19 protein-coding genes and 2 pseudogenes are annotated in these 17,943 nt (G+C 67.3%); 9 read left to right on the top strand and 12 right to left on the bottom strand.

Going from position 1 to position 17,943, the window contains the following annotated elements:
* The first annotated feature begins 46 nt into the window (after positions 1–46).
* From MKK50_RS22405 to MKK50_RS22390, 4 genes are all read left to right on the top strand, one after another.
* A complete protein-coding gene (locus MKK50_RS22405; protein WP_060771147.1) occupies positions 47–877 on the top strand; it encodes a p-hydroxycinnamoyl CoA hydratase/lyase in 831 nt (276 codons plus the stop codon).
* 126 nt (positions 878–1,003) lie between these two features.
* Entirely contained in the window at positions 1,004–3,106 is a 2,103-nt protein-coding gene (locus MKK50_RS22400) for an acetate--CoA ligase family protein (protein WP_253374214.1), read from the top strand.
* A 155-nt stretch (positions 3,107–3,261) separates the two neighbouring features.
* Positions 3,262–4,476: a 3-(3-hydroxy-phenyl)propionate transporter MhpT gene (gene mhpT, locus MKK50_RS22395; RefSeq protein WP_253374213.1), complete on the top strand. Its 1,215-nt coding sequence runs from the start codon at positions 3,262–3,264 to the stop codon at positions 4,474–4,476.
* A gap of 421 nt (positions 4,477–4,897) precedes the next feature.
* Complete coding sequence (locus tag MKK50_RS22390) at positions 4,898–5,722, top strand: hypothetical protein (protein WP_253374212.1); 825 nt, start codon at positions 4,898–4,900, stop codon at positions 5,720–5,722.
* Between the two features lie 402 nt (positions 5,723–6,124).
* On the opposite strand, the gene MKK50_RS22385 is transcribed toward MKK50_RS22390, so the two are convergent.
* Positions 6,125–6,421 (bottom strand): hypothetical protein, encoded by a 297-nt coding sequence (locus tag MKK50_RS22385; protein ID WP_253374211.1) that lies wholly within the window; start codon positions 6,419–6,421, stop codon positions 6,125–6,127.
* Positions 6,422–6,589: 168 nt separating this feature from the next.
* Between MKK50_RS22385 and MKK50_RS22380 the strand changes: the two are divergent.
* Positions 6,590–6,778: pseudogene (locus MKK50_RS22380) on the top strand (IS5/IS1182 family transposase); the annotation flags it as partial.
* Positions 6,779–6,877: 99 nt separating this feature from the next.
* Positions 6,878–7,255 (top strand): annotated as a pseudogene (locus tag MKK50_RS22375) (IS21 family transposase); the annotation flags it as partial.
* A 60-nt stretch (positions 7,256–7,315) separates the two neighbouring features.
* On the opposite strand, the gene MKK50_RS22370 reads toward MKK50_RS22375, so the two are convergent.
* From MKK50_RS22370 to MKK50_RS22350, 5 genes are all read right to left on the bottom strand, one after another.
* Positions 7,316–8,457 (bottom strand): IS3 family transposase gene (locus MKK50_RS22370; RefSeq protein WP_253374210.1). Its coding sequence is split into 2 segments (ribosomal slippage): positions 7,316–8,190 and positions 8,190–8,457, totalling 1,143 coding nucleotides; the frame shifts between segments, so codons are not numbered across the junction.
* 11 nt (positions 8,458–8,468) lie between these two features.
* A complete protein-coding gene (locus tag MKK50_RS22365; protein WP_253374209.1) occupies positions 8,469–8,699 on the bottom strand; it encodes a hypothetical protein in 231 nt (76 codons plus the stop codon).
* Positions 8,700–8,786: 87 nt separating this feature from the next.
* Positions 8,787–10,022, bottom strand: a complete 1,236-nt coding sequence (locus MKK50_RS22360) for an MFS transporter (RefSeq protein WP_209688099.1) — start codon at positions 10,020–10,022, stop codon at positions 8,787–8,789.
* Positions 10,023–10,219: 197 nt separating this feature from the next.
* Complete coding sequence (locus MKK50_RS22355) at positions 10,220–10,747, bottom strand: VOC family protein (protein WP_253374208.1); 528 nt, start codon at positions 10,745–10,747, stop codon at positions 10,220–10,222.
* A 4-nt stretch (positions 10,748–10,751) separates the two neighbouring features.
* Positions 10,752–11,177: a GlcG/HbpS family heme-binding protein gene (locus tag MKK50_RS22350; RefSeq protein ID WP_209688097.1), complete on the bottom strand. Its 426-nt coding sequence runs from the start codon at positions 11,175–11,177 to the stop codon at positions 10,752–10,754.
* Here MKK50_RS22350 and MKK50_RS22345 point away from each other — a divergent pair.
* Together MKK50_RS22345 and MKK50_RS22340 are read left to right on the top strand one after the other, a co-directional pair.
* Complete coding sequence (locus MKK50_RS22345; RefSeq protein WP_253399433.1) at positions 11,161–12,321, top strand: LysR family transcriptional regulator; 1,161 nt, start codon at positions 11,161–11,163, stop codon at positions 12,319–12,321. The two genes, MKK50_RS22350 and MKK50_RS22345, sit on opposite strands and share 17 nt — an antisense overlap.
* A gap of 166 nt (positions 12,322–12,487) precedes the next feature.
* A complete protein-coding gene (locus MKK50_RS22340) occupies positions 12,488–13,102 on the top strand; it encodes a putative quinol monooxygenase (protein ID WP_209688095.1) in 615 nt (204 codons plus the stop codon).
* Here MKK50_RS22340 and MKK50_RS22335 read toward each other — a convergent pair.
* From MKK50_RS22335 to MKK50_RS22315, 5 genes are all read right to left on the bottom strand, one after another.
* Positions 13,023–13,988, bottom strand: a complete 966-nt coding sequence (locus tag MKK50_RS22335; RefSeq protein ID WP_253374205.1) for a hypothetical protein — start codon at positions 13,986–13,988, stop codon at positions 13,023–13,025. The genes MKK50_RS22340 and MKK50_RS22335 overlap by 80 nt on opposite strands.
* Positions 13,988–15,007 (bottom strand): ArdC family protein, encoded by a 1,020-nt coding sequence (locus tag MKK50_RS22330; protein WP_253374204.1) that lies wholly within the window; start codon positions 15,005–15,007, stop codon positions 13,988–13,990. The genes MKK50_RS22335 and MKK50_RS22330 overlap by 1 nt, the downstream gene beginning before the upstream one ends.
* Positions 15,008–15,147: 140 nt before the next feature.
* On the bottom strand, positions 15,148–15,465 hold the full coding sequence (locus MKK50_RS22325; RefSeq protein WP_499025406.1) for a DUF5983 family protein: 318 nt from the start codon (positions 15,463–15,465) through the stop codon (positions 15,148–15,150).
* A gap of 140 nt (positions 15,466–15,605) precedes the next feature.
* A complete protein-coding gene (locus MKK50_RS22320; RefSeq protein WP_253374203.1) occupies positions 15,606–15,749 on the bottom strand; it encodes a hypothetical protein in 144 nt (47 codons plus the stop codon).
* Positions 15,750–15,921: 172 nt separating this feature from the next.
* Positions 15,922–16,110 carry a DUF736 family protein gene (locus MKK50_RS22315; RefSeq protein WP_499025391.1) on the bottom strand — a complete coding sequence of 63 codons (189 nt, stop codon included), beginning with the start codon at positions 16,108–16,110 and terminating at the stop codon, positions 15,922–15,924.
* Between MKK50_RS22315 and MKK50_RS22310 the strand changes: the two genes are divergently transcribed.
* Positions 16,109–16,914 (top strand): IS5-like element ISMdi24 family transposase gene (locus MKK50_RS22310; RefSeq protein ID WP_085985085.1). Its coding sequence is split into 2 segments (ribosomal slippage): positions 16,109–16,442 and positions 16,442–16,914, totalling 807 coding nucleotides; the frame shifts between segments, so codons are not numbered across the junction. The two genes, MKK50_RS22315 and MKK50_RS22310, sit on opposite strands and share 2 nt — an antisense overlap.
* Here MKK50_RS22310 and MKK50_RS22305 read toward each other — a convergent pair.
* On the bottom strand, positions 16,911–17,300 hold the full coding sequence (locus MKK50_RS22305) for a hypothetical protein (protein ID WP_499025389.1): 390 nt from the start codon (positions 17,298–17,300) through the stop codon (positions 16,911–16,913). The two genes, MKK50_RS22310 and MKK50_RS22305, sit on opposite strands and share 4 nt — an antisense overlap.
* Positions 17,301–17,943: the final 643 nt, after the last annotated feature.

The raw sequence follows: 17,943 nt of genomic DNA, 5'->3' as shown, positions 1-17,943 counted from the left end.
GGATCTTGTCCCGCATCCACTCGCGGACTTCATTGGAACAACAGTCATGGCCAACGATCACGACACCGTCGCCTACGAGGTCCAGGACCGCGTCGCCTGGGTCCGCTTCAACCGGCCCGAAAAGCGCAACTGCATGTCGCCCGCCCTCAACCGGCGTATGATGGAGGTTCTGGATACGCTGGAATTCCGCGAGGACGTCGGCGTCCTGGTGCTCACCGGCGAGGGCACGGCCTGGTCGGCCGGCATGGACCTGAAGGAGTATTTCCGCGAAACCGAGGCGCAGGGGCTGGCCGGTACCCGCAAGGCGCAGCGCGAGAGCTACGGCTGGTGGCGGCGTCTGCGCTGGTATCAAAAGCCCACCATCGCGATGGTCAACGGCTGGTGCTTCGGCGGCGGCTACGGGCCGCTCTACGCCTGCGACCTCGCTTTTGCGGCCGAGGAGGCGCAGTTCGGCCTCAGCGAGATCAACTGGGGCATCCTGCCGGGCGGCGGCGCCACGAAGGTGGCGGTGGCGCTGACTTCGTTCCGCAACGCCATGTACCACGCGATGATGGGCGAGACCGTCGACGGCCGCACGGCCGCCGCCTGGGGCTTCGTGAACGAGGCGGTGCCGGCTGATCAACTCCGGGCGCGCGTCGCGGCGGTGGCAGCCGTGCTCCTGAAGAAGAACCCGGTCGCCCTGAAGGCCACGAAGGACGCAGTGCGGCGGGTCGCCGACATGACCTACGATGACGCCGAGGATTATCTGATCCGGGCTCAGGAAGCGGCGAACAGCTTCGACAATGAGGGTCGGAAAGAGGGCATCCGGCAGTTCATCGACGAGAAGAGCTACAAGCCGGGCCTCGGCGCCTACGACCTGTCCAAGCATAAGACCTGACGAGAGCGCCCCGGCGGACACCTGGGCGGCGGAGGCCGCCCGGCCCGTCGGCAGCCGCTGCCGCAATCCCCGACCCATCCCGATGAGCCCGCGCGCATCGCCTGCGCCGCGAGGGAGAGCCGAGTCATGCCCAACCTTGCCCGCCTGCTCCGGCCCCGATCGGTCGCGATCGTCGGCGCGTCCGACAAGCCGGGCGCGCTCGGCTCCTCGGTCCTCGCGAACCTGACGCGGGCCGGATATGCCGGCCCGATCCACCTGATCAATCCCCGGCGCGCCGAGATCGCCGGCCGCGCCTGCCTGCCCTCGGTCGAGGCGCTGCCCGAGGGCATCGACGTCGCGGTGCTGGCCATCCCCCGCGCGGCGGTGCTGGAGACCGTGCGCGCCCTGGCGGAGCGCCGGGTCGGGGCAGCGATCATCTTTTCGGCCGGCTTCGCCGAGGGCGGGGAGTCCGGGCTCGCCGAGCAGCGCGCGATCGCCCAGATCGCGCGGGACGCCGACATGGTCGTCGAGGGGCCGAACTGCCTCGGCCTCATCAATTTCGTGGACGGCGTGCCGCTCACCTTCGTGGAACTGCCCGTGACGCCCCTGGCCGGCCGGCCCGGCATCGGGATCGTGTCGCAGTCCGGCGCGATGGCGGCGGTACTCGGCGTCACGCTGCTGGCTCGGGATCTCGGCCTGTCCTACTCGATCTCGACCGGCAACGAGGCCGCGAGCGGCGTCGAGGACTACGTCGACCACCTCGTCGACGACCCCGATACCCGGGTGATCGCGATGATCGTCGAGCAGTTCCGCCGACCCGCCCGCTTCCTGGCCGCGGCCGAGCGGGCGCGCGCCGCCGGCAAGCCGGTCGTGTTGCTCCATCCCGGGCGCGGCGAGGCGGCACGCCGCTCGGCCGCGACCCATACGGGGGCGCTCGCGGGCGATTACGCGGTGATGCGCCTCAAGGTCGAGCGGGCGGGCGTCAGCGTCGTCGGCACCCTGGAGGAACTCGGCGACGTCGCCGAACTGCTGCTGCGCTGCCCGCCCTTCGGCGCGGGTGGCACCGCGGTGCTCACCGAATCCGGCGCCTACAAGGCGCTGACCCTCGACCTTGCGGAGGATGTCGGCCTCGCCCTGCCGCCGCTCGGCGACGCCGACAGCCCGGCACTGCGGGCGGCGTTGCCAGACTTCGTGCCGGTGAGCAACCCGGTCGACCTCACCGCTCAGGCCCTGGTCGATCCCGACCTCTACCGGCGTGCGCTAGCCGCGCTCTTGGACGACGCGCGAGTCGCCGCCGTGGTGCTCGGCATCATCCAGACCGACACGGCGACCTGCGCCCTCAAATTCCCGCCGATCATCGCGGCCCTGCGCGCCCTGAAGCCGGGAAAGCCCGTCGTCTTCGGCGGCCTCGACGAGGGCGCGGCTGTGGCGGGGGAGCATATCGCGGCCCTGCGCGCCCTCGGGGTCCCCTATTTCGCCACCTGCGAGCGGGTGATCCGCGCGCTAGCCGTGGCGGCGCGGCGCGGTGGGACGCCCGCGGAGGCCGTGCCGGTGCCGCCCCTGCCACCGCGCTTCGCCGACGACGTCCGGGGCGTCGCACCGGAATACCGGGCCAAGGCCCTGCTGGCACCCCTGGGCATCCCGTTCCCGGAGAGCCGCATGGCGACGACCCTGGCGGAGGCACACGAAGCGGCCGGACAGCTCGGCTATCCGGTCGTCCTCAAGGCGCAGTCGGCGGAGCTGTCCCACAAGAGCGATGCCGGCGGGGTCATCGTCGGCCTCGCCGACCCGGGCGACCTGGCCCGGGGCTGGGCGCAGCTCGCCGCCAACATCGCGCATCACCGGCCCGGCCTGGTGCTCGACGGTGTCCTCGTCGAACGGATGGGCGCGCGCGGCGTCGAACTGATCGTCGGCGGCCGCAGCGATCCGGATTGGGGGCCGGTGGTGCTGGTCGGGTTCGGCGGCGTCCAGGCGGAGGTGCTCAAGGACGTGTGCCTGCTGCCGCCGGACCTGGACGAGGCCGCCATCGCCGACCAGATCCGCACCCTGCGCAGCGCCGCCCTGCTCGACGGGTTCCGCGGCGCTCCGGCCCTCGACGTCGCGGCGGTCGCCCGCGTGGCCGCGGCCGTGGGCCGAGCGCTCCTCAGCGAGACGCGCATCCGGGAGATCGATCTCAACCCCGTCGTGGTGAGGCCCGTCGGCGAAGGCGCCGTCGCCCTCGATGCGCTCATGATCTTCGCGCCGCCCTGAGGGCGCCCGTCCTCGCCGCGACCGAACACCAGGAACCGATTGTCGGCGAGGCCAGGGGCCGTGAGCCGCGGCCCGGTTCCGGACCGGACGACAGATTTCGGAGAAGAGCCCGAACAAGGGCCGCTCATCAGACCTTTGAAGAGGGAGAGGAACGCATGGCTGACGCATTGATACTGGGGCGCAGCACCCCGAGGGCAGGAGCGGTGACGGTCGGCCTCTGCTGCCTCGTGACCTTGATCGAAGGGTTCGATCTCCAGGCGGCCGGCGTCGTCGCCCCACGGCTCGTTTCCATCTTCAACCTCACCCCTGGCCAGCTCGGCCTGTTCTTCTCGGCAAGCACGATGGGGATGCTGATCGGCGCCGCCTTCGGTGGCCGCTTCTCCGACCGGTTCGGCCGGAAGAAGACCCTCATCGTCTCGGTCGCCCTGTTCGGCCTCATGTCGATCCTCACGGGGCTGGCGCACAGCTTCGAGGTGCTGCTCCTCGCCCGTCTTCTCACGGGTGTCGGGCTCGGGTCCGCCCTGCCGAACCTGATCGCCCTCGTCACCGAGAGCACCGCGCCGGGGCGGCGCGCGAGCGCCGTGGCCCTGCTCTATGCAGGCCTTCCGGCCGGGGGCGCGCTGGCAAGTCTGTTCACGCTTGTCGGAGCGGAATCCCACCACTGGTCGACGATCTTCATCACCGGGGGTGTCGCGCCGCTTCTGGTCGTGCCGCTGATCTGGGCTTGGCTGCCGCACAGCAGCACGGCCAGCGCACAGCGGGGTGGGGGCAGCGTGAGGAGCGTCCCGACGGCCCTGTTCGGCGAAGGACGGGCAGCAACGACTCTGATCCTGTGGCTTGCCTTCGTGCTCGGACTGCTGGTCCTCTATCTCCTGCTCAACTGGCTTCCATCGCTCGTCATCGCCCGTGGCATGAGCCGGGCCGACGCCTCCTGGGTGCAGTTCGTGTTCAATCTCGGCTCCGCCCTGGGCAGCACTGCGACCGGTCTCCTGATGGATCGCTGGGGAAAAGTGACGACCGCGGCCCTCGTGTTCAGCGCGAGCGTCGCCGCCCTGATCCTGATTGCCTTGGTTCCCTCTGACCTGTCGGCGCTGGTCTTCGCGGGCTTCTTCCTCGGGGTCGCGCTGGCCGGAACGCAGGCCGTGCTCTACGCCTTGGCGCCGAGCTGTTATCCGACCGATGTCCTCGGCACGGGAGTCGGGGCTGCCGTCTCGATGGGACGTTTCGGCTCCGTCCTCGGGCCGATGCTGGCCGGAACGCTCGTCGGCGCCGGCCGGAGCGACGTCGAGGTGCTCGTCGCGCTCATTCCGATCCTGATGGTCTCGGGCGGCGCGGCCACGATCCTGAGCCTCCGTATCCGGTCAGCGTAAATCGCGTCACTTGTCGGGACCCGTCGGGACGCCGGTTTTCCAACCGTTTCAACCCGCTCCATGCGCGGAAATGCAACCACAGCGTGCTTCCGTGACGCAAGAGCACGCAGCCGCACAGCGTGGCACGCTCGAATATCAAGAATAGACCACGGCCGTTGATGCCAACCACAAGCAAATGGGGAGAGGGATGAAAGTTAAAATATCGATTTCATGCCTGTCGTACTACCGGCGGGAAAATTCGCGAAGCACACGCGGCAGAACAGCACGCGCCGCCGCTCTTCTGGCCACCACCTTGATACTTGCCGGCGCTGCGCCGGGCGCGGTGCAGGCGGAAGACCTGATCCAGGGGCCGTCGGGCGCTCCCCTGGGGCCCGAACCGCCGAAACCGTCCTCGCCCTTCTTCCGGTTCAGCGATACGCAGGTGACCTACACATACCTGAACGATCTCCGGCAGCCGGGCGTCACCGGCGGCCGGGCCGGACGCTCCATCGAAGGCCGCAGCGCGCCGGGCAACATGCTGAGCCTCACCCATGTCAATGGCTGGGAGTACGGCACCAATTTCGTCAACCTCGACCTGCGGCGCTACGGTTCGCAGATCCCGGCCGGCAGGCCGCCCTATCCCGGACCGGCCACGACCTTCGATTACGGCCAGACCACCCTGTTCCTGACCTATCGCGGCACCTTGAGCGGCAACGCCATGGCGGGAACGCCGCTCTTCGTCCTGCCCGGCATCATCAAGGACGTGTCGCTGGCCTACGGCGTCGATCACCAGAGCGACAACACGCGGCTGTCGCTGCTGCGGACCCGGGCGATGGGCGGCCTCAGCGTCTCGTTCGATGTCCCGGTCGGCTTCTTCAACCTCGCGGTGTTCGCCCAGAAGGACTGGTTCCGCTTTGCCGATCTGCTGCCGCCCCTTCGCCAGACCGGGACGGACATCGTGCCCCGCGTCGAAGCGACCTATCTGGTGCCCCTGACGTTCACGGGCCTGCCGCTGTCGCTGACGGGCTTCGCCTCCTACAACCCGCCCCGCGGCGACGACCCGAAGGGCGGACGGCTGAAGGCCGAGGTTCTGATGCGCAGCAACCTCGTCCTCGACCTCGGCGACCTCCTCTACCAAAAGCCCAACCGCATGAAGGCCTTCATCGGCGTCCTGCATCAGAAGAACCTGCTCGGCGCCAATTCCCGCGTCGTGCCCGGCGCGCAGTTCACCTCGTTCCTCGCTGGCCTGAGCTTCTCCGTGTTCTGAACGGGCCATCCATCCATTAGAGCATCGTCCCGAAAGGTGGCTGCCGGCTTTCGGAAGAAAGATGATGCGAAAACAAGAGCCTAAAGCATCGTCCTGGATCAGGTATCCAGAACGATGCTTTAGACTTCTCCGACGCTCTCCCACCTCCTATCCGAGGCGGCATGAGCGGACGCCGCCCCTATGGATACTCCGGATCGGGGTCGAGGCCGTTCCTGCCTCGTCTCTGGCGGGTCCGGTTACGCGATGAGAGGGATTTGCGGACTGCATCTCTGGCACTTCCGATCACATCGGCATCGTCTCCGCTGCGTGCGAGGACGCACCGTCGTTCCCCGCATTCGGTCCTCCTGGCTGGAACAGGCGGTCCGCTGACGGCCCAGGCTGTGTGAAAAGCGCGCTTAATGATCAGGCTGACCTTACATCGCGGAAGGTCGCCTTGAGGTTTTGCAGGACATGCGTGTCGTCGGCGGCGACCTCGTAGAAGCTGCTGTCGATGGCGCGCACGATCAACACGGGCACCGTAGTGCTCGCATCCGCGTAAGCTTGAAACTCGCCGCAGATGACCTGCTGGGTTCCGTTCGCGAGGTCTCGCAGCCGATCTCCTTTGATCCGCCTGCCGGAGGTCGCAAGCTGATCGAGACGTCCGGCCTGTCCGCCCGTCGCATCGAAATCTGCATCGTATGCGGCGACACCGCTCACCATCCATGAGCATTCGATGGCCTGCGTTCCGCAGCGCTGCCAGGATATCACGCAGGTCGAAATCAAAAATGCCGTCTCATCTCGTATATACGAACGATTTTCCTGAGAACTCTTCTTGTTAAAGTTTCGTGTAAAATAGGATATTCTTTCTTCCAAGGCGGGAAATGAAATATGGCACGCTTTGTCAAAGCCGCAGACCGCAATCACGCTACGTTGATTTCTGCCTGTCTGGACGATTGGGTTGCCCGAAATAACCCGACCCGCGTCGTCGATGAGCTCGATCTCACGGCCCTCGGCTTTGCCGGCCTGACGCCCGCCGCCACCGGTCGACCCGGCTATCACCCTGCGACGTTGTGCAGGGCGGTGACAGAACGATCCACTGGAGCGTCGGCGGAGTGCTGATGCGGGCGGGGTAAAAGCCGGCCAGTGGAGAGGCTTCTCTTTCGAGAGGGGCCGAGGATGTTCGTCGTGCAAGTCTACGCGGCCGTTCGGCAGTTCGTATTGAGCCGGGAGACGATCACCAAGATGGGTCGGTTCTCGCTACCGCCGGGCTACACACGCTCGAAGCCGGTCGAGAAGCCGAAGCTCGGGCCCCTGCTGCCGGTGATCGCGGCGATCCTGGATGCGGACCGGATCGCACCGGTCAAGCAACGGCATACGGCCAAGCGGACCTTCGAGCGCCTGCGCGACGAGCATGGCTATGCTGGCGGCTACACGGTGGTGAAGGATCACGTGCGTATCTGCCGGGCACAGGGGCAGGAGACCTTCGTGCCGCTGGCCCACCCGCCCGGTCACGCCCAGGTCGACTTCGGCGAGGCGGTGGCCACGATCGGCGGCGGCAGCCCTCCAGGGCTGGGATTGACCTGACCGGTATTTTGGACCGAGCCGATTGAGAGGCTACTGCATGGTAGCGGCCACGGGTAGCCGGAAGGCCAGATCCGGGAAGGTGACAGGCGCGGGCGGCCGGTAGCCCAAGGACGAATGCGGTCGAACGCGGTTGTACGTATTCTGCCAGATCCCAATCACGGTCTGTGCCTCCTTGAGCGAGTAGAAGATTTCTTGGCGTAGGCACTCATCCTTCAGCTTGCCATTGAAGCTCTCACAATAGCCATTCTCCCAGGGCGATCCTGGTGCGATGTACTGGATCTGTGGGCCGGTTTTGGCGACCCATTTCCGCAAAGCCTTCGAGATCATCTCTGGACCATTGTCGCAGCGGATGTTCTCTGGGATGCCATGCAGACACATCGCATCGGCCAGCGCCTCGATCACACCCAGACTATTGATGCGCCTCGCGACCTTGAGCGCCAGGCAGGCGCGACTGTGCTCGTCGATCAGCGTCAGGATGCGCAGGCTTCGCCCGTCATGGGTCTGACCCTGGACAAAGTCGAAGCTCCAGACGTGATTGCGATGGAGAGCCCGCAGCCGTACGCAGGAGCCATCGTTCAACCACAACCGGCTTCGTGGCCGATGCTTTTGCGGTACCTTGAGCCCCTCACGACGCCAGATCCGCTGAACCCGGTCCTTGCCCACCTGCCAGCCCGCCGCCTGCAGCAGCGCGGTGACACGGCGGTAGCCGTAGCGTCCGTACTCGGACGCCAGGGCGATGATGGCGCGGGTCAGCGCATCCTCGTCAGCCGGCACCGTCGGCACGTAGCGTTGCGTGCCCCGGTGCTGGCCGACGATCCGGCAGGCATGGCGCTCCGAGAGGCCGTACTTCTCCTGGATCGCGTCGACTGCCTGCCGGCGTCGCTCCGGGGCTATAAGTTTCCCGAGGCGACATCCGCCAGCACTTGCTTCTCCAGGGACAAGTCAGCCACGAGCCGGCGCAATCGCGCGTTCTCCCGCTCCAGATCCTTCATCCGACGGGCCTGATCAATCTGCAGGCCGCCGTACTCCTTGCGCCAGCGATAGTAGCTCTGCTCGGAGATCTCGGCCTCCTTGCAGGCCAGGGCCAAAGTCTTGCCCTGGGCCGTTTGAACCTCGATCTGGCGCAGCTTCAGAACCACCTGCTCCGCACTCGCCTTCTGACCTCGCTTCATATCCAGCTCCTTCAGTCCTGGCTGATCCTCTCAATCAGCCCGGTCCAAAGCCAGCCGGTCAGGTCAATCTCATCGTCCAGCCCGAGGGCCCGCATCCGGTCCATGTTCAGGCCCAGCACCTTGGCTGAGCCCTCCGACTTCACGGCGGCGTTCATGATCTTCTGGACCGCGGCGGCGGACGCCCAGCGGCGCGAGGCGGTGTCCACCACGCTCATCCCGGACATGATCTTCGTCGTCGTCAATGACCCCTTCGATCGGTTCCGATTGAACCGTCAGGCATACGAGATGCCGTTCGGTGGGGGCATCCACCGCATCAGTTCCAGCTGCCATCACCTTCGGGCCGATGCTGGCGTCCGCGTTCGATGGCTCTCGGCACAAGCCAGCAGCCAGATGGCGAGACCGCCAAGAGACAGCACCGCACCGACGAAGCCTACCGAGGAAAAGCCGTAGCCCAATGCGATGGGGATGCCGCCAAGCCATGGGCCGATCGCATTCGCCACGTTGAAGGCGCTGTGGTTGAAGACCGCCGCCGCTGTCTGGGCGTTTCCAGCCACGTCCATCAGCCGTGTCTGAAGCACACCGCTCGTGGCGCTAAAGAAGCTGACGGCCAGCATGGCAAGCCCGACGGTCCACGCGTTCTCGGCCGCGAGCGCGAACCCGACGAGGGCCAGTGCACCGGCGGACAGGAAGATCACCGGCGTTCTCAACAGAGCTCGGTCGGCGAGCCGTCCGGCAACGAAGTTTCCACCGGTCATGCCAAACCCATAGAGCGCGATCATGATCGGAACCCACCGCTTCTCCAGCCCCGTGACGGCAACGAGGATGGACGCCGTGTAGGCATAGACGGCGAAGAAGCCTGCGAAGCCGATGGCGCCGGTCAGAAGCACGAGCCAGATCTGTCGGTTCCAGAGCCCCTTGAGTTCAGTCAAGGCACCCGCTCGGCGATCCGGCATGTCCTGAGGAAGCTGCCATATGCAGAGCCCGGTCACCACAACCGCGAGAAGACCCGGCGAGGCAAAGGCCCAGCGCCATCCATAGGCCTGGCCGAGCGCCGTCACGGCGAAGACGCCGACGATCATGGCGAGGGTCAGGCCGAGGATGACCGTCGCCACGGCACTGGCACGTTTGTCACGCTCGACGAGAGAGGCGGCCATGAGAGCGGCAATGCCGAGATAGGCACCGTGCGGGATGCCGCTCGCAAAACGGAAAACCAGTAGCGTCGAAAAGGACGGCGCCATCATGCTCAAGCCGTTGCCGAATGCGAACAACGCCATGCAGCCGATCAACAGGCGTCGCCGCGATACGCGCGCCAGCGGAAACGCGATGAGGGGCGCGCCGACGACCACACCGATGGCGTATGCGCTGACGACGCGTGCCGCGGCAGGCTCGCCGAGGCTGAAATCCGCGGCGATCTCCGGAAGGAGGCTCATGGCGGCGAACTCGGCGGTTCCGAAGGCGAAGGCACCCAGTGCGAGCGTCAGGAGGATGAGTGAAACGTTGACGCGCGTTCGCTCGGCCTTTGGGATGAACGCTCTTGCGGCGGTCGGCAGGTGGGCATGGGACATCTTGTGCCTGCGGTTCTGGCGCCGCCTCGAGGCGGCGGCCTCCTTGGGGAGGCGTTTGCGTCCTCGGTTTGCCGTCGATGGGGCGAGCGAGGTGGCCGCGGCGTGTCGGCGCCGAAGGTCGCGACGGGGGCGTCGTCGCGCGTCGAGCGCTCGGCCGAATGGGATCGAGGAGCCGGCAGCTCTCGACGCACGCGATCCTATGAGCTGGGGAGCCAGCGGCGTGCGATCTCCCGGCCCGGAGAGGGGATCTGGATCAGTTCGATGAGCATCCCCCAGGGCGTGCGGATGAATCGGATCGTGTTGCCGTCCCCGGCCTCGTAGGAGCTCAACGGCGAGGGACCCTCGAGAAGCTGCGCCCCACAGTCCCGCGCCTTGGCCGCGATCGCCGCCACGTCGTCGCAGTAGATCGAGAAATGGTGGAGACCGATGTCGTTGATGCCGGTCGGCGTTGGGCGATGCACCTCGCTCATCTCGAAGAGTTCGAGGTTGGGCCCGTTGTGAAGGCGCAGCATGCGCAGGTCGCGGATCACGCTGGTGGGTGAGATCCCGTTCACCGCGCTGACCTCGGGCCCGCCGATCGGCGCGGCCTCCTTCCTGGTCAGGGCGTAGAGTTCCTCGGCCCCGAAGACATCGCGAAAGAAGCGGACCGCCGCCTCCATATCCGGGACGGTCAGTCCGACATGCTCGATGCCGCGCGGCTGGGGCGTTCGGGTGTCCTGCGTCATGGCTTCAGCTCCAACTTGCGAAGGTCTTGGCCGCGAACTCGGCCAGGGACTGTTCGCTCTCTTCGGTGTCGCCGCTGACGGAGACGGCACCGACGAACGCGTCGGCATGCGTCAGCGGTACGGCCCCGCCGAGCGGGATCAGGCCAGGCAGATCGCCGAGCCAAGGCTTCTCTCGCGCCAGCTTGCCGAACGCCTGGAGCGGCGCCCGGAAACCGGCACATGATCGCGCCTTGCCGATCGCGGCATCGACGCTGCCGTGGAAGGCACCGTCCATCCGGTTGAACGCGACCAGATGGCCGCCGCAATCGACGACGGCGACGCTGACGGCGCAGTTCCGCTCGCGCGCCGCATCCACCGTCGAGGCCAGGATGCGGTTGGCCGTCTCGCGATCGACGGATCGCTGCGTGTTGAAGGTGCTGGTTTCGGCCATGGTGCGCCTTGCCTGTCGTTTGGAAGCGGCACGCGGCGAGGGACGAGACGGTATCGATCGCTGCATGTCGGGAGAACCGCCTCCGCCGCGCCGTCGTTGCAGGCCGTCTTCGCAATGCACAATCCTCGAAACGGGAAGAATTGACGGTTTCGGGTCGGGGCCGATAGCTCCGGCGTCACCCCCGATCTCGGGTCGTGCCGATTCGGAGCTTTCCGTGGTCAAGCTGAACAACATCCAGAACCTTCGGGTCTTCGACGCCGTGGCACGCGTCGGCAGCCTGACCCGCGCGGCCCGCGAGCTAGGCGTCTCCCTCACGCTGGTCTCGAAAAGACTGAAGGAACTGGAGGCGGAACTCGGTTTGCGGCTGGTGCAGCGCTCGACCCGCAAACTCGCGCTGACCGAAGAAGGGCATGTCTTCCTCGATCGCTGCCGCGACGTGCTGGATGCCGTCGCTGCGGCCGAGGACGTGCGTCTGCGGCAGACCGAAAGCGGCATCATCCGCATGTCCGCTGGCGTGGCCTTCGCCCATCGCCAGATCGCCCCGCGTCTTCCCCCCTTCCTCGACCGCCACCCGGACGTGACGGTCCAGCTGATGGCGAGCAACGAGATGGACGACCTGATCCAGCATCGCCTCGACTTCGCCGTCCGCCAGCTCGACCTCACCGACAGCGCGCTGGTGATGCGGCGGCTGGCCCCCGATGCGCGGATCCTGTGCGCCTCGCCGGGCTATCTCGCCCGGCATGGCGTCCCCGGCCATCCGCAGGACTTGCAGGATCATCGCTGCCTGACGATTGGCCTGCCGCCGCCGCGGCGATGGCCGATGTGGCGCGGCGAGGAGGCCGTCGAGATCGACGTCCCCAGCACCGTGACCGGAACGAGCGGCGAGATCGCCCATGCCGTCGCGCTGGCCGATGGCGGCATAACGCTGAAGTCCGTCTGGGATCTCATCCCCGACCTCCGCAGCGGGCGCCTGGTGCGGATTCTGCCAGAATGGTGGGGCAGCCGGGAGCGCTGGCTTCACCTGGTCTATCCCGCACGCCGCCACCAGCCCCGACGCGTGCGCGCCTTGATGGACTTCCTTCAGGTGGAACTGGCGCAGGTCGTGGAAGAGAATGCCGATCTCGGGCTGTTCGAGAACTCGTGAGCGTCGCGCCTTGCCGGTGTAAGGCCGGAGCAACGTGCAGACTTTCCGTTTTCGCAACAATCCCTTGCTGCGACTGCCAGGAACGATGCCCGGCTCGCCCGCTTGAATGCCCCGTCACCGCCCTCGATCCGACGAGGCCGAACAAGAATATGGAGGATGACGCGACATGACGAATACGCTCGACGCAGCCATCCGAAGCGCGGCCCTGGCGGGGACTGCCGACCCTCCTTCTCGCAGCGTCCCCGGGCGGGGCGGCGGCGGGGCGGCGTCCGCCAAGGACGCTGCGCCGACGCCGATCGAGTTCTATGCCTCGATCTCCGTCAAACCGGAGGCGATGGACGGGTTCCTGGCGGTGATGCGCGCGAACGCGCGCGCCTCGCGCGAGGAGGCCGGCACCGTCTCCTTCGACGCCTACCGCCGCGCGGACTGTGGCAACGAGCTGCTCCTGATGGAGCGCTGGGCCAACGAGGCCGCGGTCGAGGCACATGGCCAGACGCCGCACCTTCAGGCCGTCGTCGACCGCATCGAAAGCGACTTGAACGGGGCGCCGCAGGAGCTGCATCTGGTGCGCCTCTCGCCGATGGCGCCGGAAAAGCCGATCACGGACCCGGCCGCCACGCGCAACGTCGCCGTCACCCTCCACGTCAAGCCGGAGAAGCGCGAAGCCTTCCAGCAGGCTCTTCTGGACGTGGTCGAGCCGTTCAACGCGATCTGGGCGGAATCCCTTGCCCGACCGCTCGGCGAAGGTCGGCGCCTTCTCTCGGACGCCGCACCGAGCTGAGCCGTCGCGCTGGCGCGCGACCGCCGAACGATCGCCCCGCGGCACCGCCCCGTGCCGGACATGGACGCTTGGTGCCGGAGCGCCGCCGTCCCCGGCGGCGCCCGCACCCTTTCCAGATCCCGCCACCAATCCGGAGACCCCGCATGACCGCCCGCCGCCGCGACGTTCTCCTGTCCGCAGGCGCCTTCCTAGCCGCCGCCACGCTTCCCGGCCGTGCCGGCTCCGCCCAGGCGACCGGCGCGGCGGGCGGGCCGCCCGAGGTCGTCCTCTCCGGCGGCTTGGTCGTCAGCATGGATCCGTTGGTCGGCGATCTCGAACGGGGCGACGTGCACGTGCGCGACGGCGCGATCGTGAGGGTCCCCGAGCCGAGATTGCCGCAGAACAGGCGCTCGTCGGCGCCGGTGGTCTTCGGGCCGCCGCCGACCGTGCGCTGGCCGATCTGCCGGAAGGCCTCGGCGAAGCTCGCCGGGTTCGGCGTCGTCCGGGGGGTGAATGTGTGCCGACCGCCCCACGGAGGCCGAGCCGGATCGATCCGGCCGGTGGCGATCTCGTGCAGCAGGGTCCCGAGGTAGCTCGGATCGGCCGGATATGGGCAGACCCGCCACAGCGCCCGGATCGCCAAGCGCTGGGCGGTCGGGTGCGCGAAGAGACGGGCGCGGGTCCGGCGCCAGCCGTCGGCCCGCTGCCGGCGGCTCTCCTGCTGCTGGCGCTCCCATTGGCCGGTACGCCGCACCATCTCGACGTCGACGTCGAGCTGGCGCTCGGCGATCGCTTCGGCGAACAGGGGCAGCGCCGCCTGCTCGCGGACTTGTTTGCGCCGGTACGCCGCGCGTTTGCGCGACGTGTCCTCGAACGGCGTCGGACGCGGCCAGCGCTTGAAGCGCATCACGCCGCCTCCTGCAGGGGCGCCGTCTCGTCCTCCGGCCCATCCTCCTCGATCTGTTCGCCGACACCGGCCGGGGCGAGCTCGGGCGGCAGGCGGCCGAGCAGCCAGTCGGCCGAGCGGCTGGCAAGCCCCGCCGCCTGCACGATGGCGCGGGGATCGGAGCGCAGCACCTCGAGCCAGGACGCGATGTAGTCGGCGTGGCGCACCGTCGGTACGATGCCGAGGCTGGCGCAGACGTAGGCTGCCGAGATCTCGGCGACGAGCTCCTCGCGGGCGTGCCCTTCGCTGCCGTAGCGGCCAGTGAAATCGCGGGCGAGCCGCGAGGGATGGCCCGTCGCGTGGCTCATCTCGTGCGCCGCGGTCCTGTGAAAGTTGATCGGCTCGTGGAAGGCCTGCGGCGGCGGCAGCACGATCGCGTCGTCGGATGGGCGGTAGAACGCCATCTGGCCACCCATGTGGATGGTCAGGCCGCTCGCCTCCATCAGGGCACGGAAGCGCGGCTCGATCAGGTCCTCGCGCGGCGGCGGGGGCGGCAGGTAGAGGTCCTCCGGCAGGCCGTCGCACTGCGCGGCGTTGAACACCCAGTACTGCTTCAGGAACGCGATCGAGCGCGCCTCCTCGCCCGCCTGCGAGGCCCGCGCACGCTCCTGCTCGGGTGTGAAGCGATTGGCGTAGACGACCGGGGTGCCCTTCTCGCCGCGGCGGACGCAGCCGCCGAGGGAGAGCGCCTGGCGGAAGGTGAGCCAGCGCTGGGTCGGGTAGCCCATGGCCATGCCGCTTCCCCACAGCAGCATCACGTTGATCCCGGAATACGCCCGGTCGGTCTGGGCATTACGCGGCATCCCGACCGCGGCGGTCCCCGGCAGGTCGCCCCACGGCTGCACCCACGGCACGCGGCCCTGTTCGAGCTGGGCGATGATCGTGTCGGTGATGCGCTGGTAGAGATCGACGCGCGGGGCTGGAGTGGCCTCGGTGCGGCGGGCAGCGGCTTTCCGGGAGGAGGAGGGGCGGCGGGCCATCGGCGGTGCTCTCGCGACGGGCGCCGGAGCCTCTCTCCAGCCTGATCTCCCGTCACGCAGCGCAGCGCCCCCTCTCCCTCTGAAGGGCAGCGCCACGCGGAAGGGTGAGCGGGGAAGGCGCGACGCCGGGGGGAATCCGCCTATCCCTGCCTGGGGCTGGAATGATCGAACACGGGCAGGTCGAACGTCGTCGGCTCCAGCTCGGTGTCGAAGAGGATCCAGACGGCGTCCTGCGCGTGCGCGGCGCGCAGCACCGCGACGAGGGAGGCGGGCAGCCCGTCGGGCATGCCGGCGCCGACGATGCCGGTGTGGATCCAGCAACCGTGGCTGTGCGGATCGACGATCAGCGCGTGCCAGGGATCTTCGGCGTCGTAGGCCGCCCCACCCGGCCGGCCGGGACCGGTCTCGGCGACGTCACGTAGTTCTCCGGCTCGAGGTACTGAACCGAGGCCGGGCAGAAAAACAGGCAGATGGTCATGGAAGGGATCTCACGACGGCTGCCGGAAACCATCTCTCCGGACACCGAACCGTCGCGAAACTCAGCCCTGTCTCCAGCTCTTCGGCGCCCCGCCCAGCGGTCCGAGGCGCCAGAACCCGATTAGGTCAGCTTGATGAGGGCTGCAAGCGCTGCAAACCCGGCCACGAAACCGGCCGCGACGATGCCGCCGAGACGCACCGTCATCTGGAGCGTCTGAAGCTCCATTGCCGTGCGCAGATCTTCCTTCGTGACGAGTTCGTGCATGATGAACTCCCGGGCCGCCTCGGCATGGGCCTCTGCCTATTCGGCAGGGATACCAGCCGTGCGCAGGGTCTTGGAATATCCGAGTGTGTCAAACGCGTAAGCCATTCCGATGTTCTCCGCTTGATCCTGAACCCGCCCCGCCCGTCGGGGCGGGGCGCCGAGGCTCCGGGGCTCAGTCCCGGCGGCTCTGCTGGCGGCCCTGCTGGCGGCCCTTGGAGCGGCTCCAGATCGCCTGGAAGGTCTTGCCATCCTCGGCGGCGAAGAGGTTGGCGAAGAGCGGGGCGGGCAGGCTCGGATCGTCGATCTTGAGGGAGATGTAGAGCAGGGGACAAAACCGGAGTTTGACGGGTTGAGCAGGCATGGATGCTCTCGTGCCCGACGATCTCTGGGCGGTGATCTCGCCGCTCCTTCCGCCTGAACCGGAGAAGCTGAAGGGCGGTCGTCCGCGTGCCTCGGATCGCTCTGCGCTGGCCGGCATCATCTTGGTTCTGCGCACCGGCATGCAGTGGAAGCACGTGCCCGGGAACGCCCTGGGCTGCAGCGGCAAGACGAGTTGGCGGCGGCTCGGTGAATGGCAGGCGGCGGGTGTGTGGGCGAACCTGCATCGCGTGCTGCTTGAACAGCTTCAGGACGCGAACGCCTTGAACTGGTCACGGGCCGCGCTCGACAGCGCCAGCGTGCCAGCCAAAAAGGGGGCGCGGCGACCGGCCCGAACCCAACTGACCGCGGCAAGCCCGGCACCAAGCGTCACCTCGTCGTTGACGCCGATGGGACACCACTCGGCCTGACGCTGACGGGGGCCAACTGCCACGATAGCCGCATGCTGGCTGCAACCCTCGACGCGGTACCGGGCCTACGGACAGGCCGCCGCGGTCGCCCGCGCCGGAGGCCGGACAAACTGCACGCCGACAAGGCCTACGATCATCGCCGCTGCCGGCAGGAATGCCGGGCGCGGAGCATCATGCCGCGCATCGCCCGCCGCGGTGTCGAGAGCAGCCGCCACCTCGGACGACATCGCTGGATCGTTGAGCGTACTCTGGCGTGGATCGCCCGTTTCCGTCGCCTGGCGATCCGCTACGAGCGACGTGCCGACCTTCATCTCGCCTTCACGACACTCGCTTGTGCCCTCATCTGCCGCAAACAGGCGAAAAGGTTTTGTCCTTAGTTCTTAATCCGTATCACCTGACCGACCTCGACGCCTTTAGTAGCTTCGATGACACGGGCCGTCGCGTAAGCCCGAGGGACATCGCCAGGAGGCTCGTGATAGACATCGATGACGACCACGCGCGCGATAACTGCACTCCCCTCGGCTTCTGCGGGCAGCGTCTCCAACAGCACCGTTTCGCTGGGAGGCGCGGGACGACAGGCGATCCCGGGCGTGGACAGCAGACCCATAGCCAAGAGAGCTAGGAATGGAATTCTGAAGGTACGTATCACGGGACGGCGCATCGAAGCCCGGATCGCATGCTCGCCGAGCATCGGCAGCACGACGCGAGGGGCGACCACAGCGCCGTGCTGCCGCTCAAGGTCATGGATTTGTAAGGTCGGCATCGTCCAGCCCCCGCCTGGGACCATCCTGGTACGGTGTTGAGCGTCTGCAATGGGTCGGAAGCGGCGGTCTTGGCTTGCAATGAAAACCGTCGTCTTTCGACCATATCGATCGATTGCTTCGGTGACAATCCACGGTGGATCGCTTACGACGTAGCAACTCTTGGCGGTGCAGCCTGGACAAGGCCTTATGAAAAATACCTCGGACCGCCGTGCGATCTTGATGGCCCTGATCCTCCTCCCTGTAAGCATGCCGGCGCCATCCAGTGTCGGGCAGCCGTCGGAGCTGAAGGCATCAGCTACCTATCGGGTCACGCGTCAGTTCTATGGATGCTGGAACGTCAAACGGCCGCCGGTCAAAGGATCACCGTGGCCGGCTTCGCAAACCACTCGGTGTTTTCATCACGGGCGAGCAATCTATGGCTCCACAAGCGATGCAGGCGACGGATGGGACTTCTGCGAGCGCTGGCGAGTGACAGGGGAGCAGCTGGCGCTGCGCGACAATTATGGACACGCGGAGCAGTGCCTTTATGCGTTCTCGCAGGACGGTCTGAAATTGATCCTACGCAACTGTCCATCGGCAGGTGATTGGCAGTGGATCAGTAAATTGACACATGGTCAGCCAACCTGCAGGACACAAGATATT

Source organism: Methylobacterium sp. J-043 (assembly GCF_022829505.1).
GTDB lineage: Bacteria > Pseudomonadota > Alphaproteobacteria > Rhizobiales > Beijerinckiaceae > Methylobacterium > Methylobacterium extorquens_A.
Note: the sequence above shows the minus strand (reverse complement) of the source record. Positions and strands in the feature narration are given on the sequence as shown.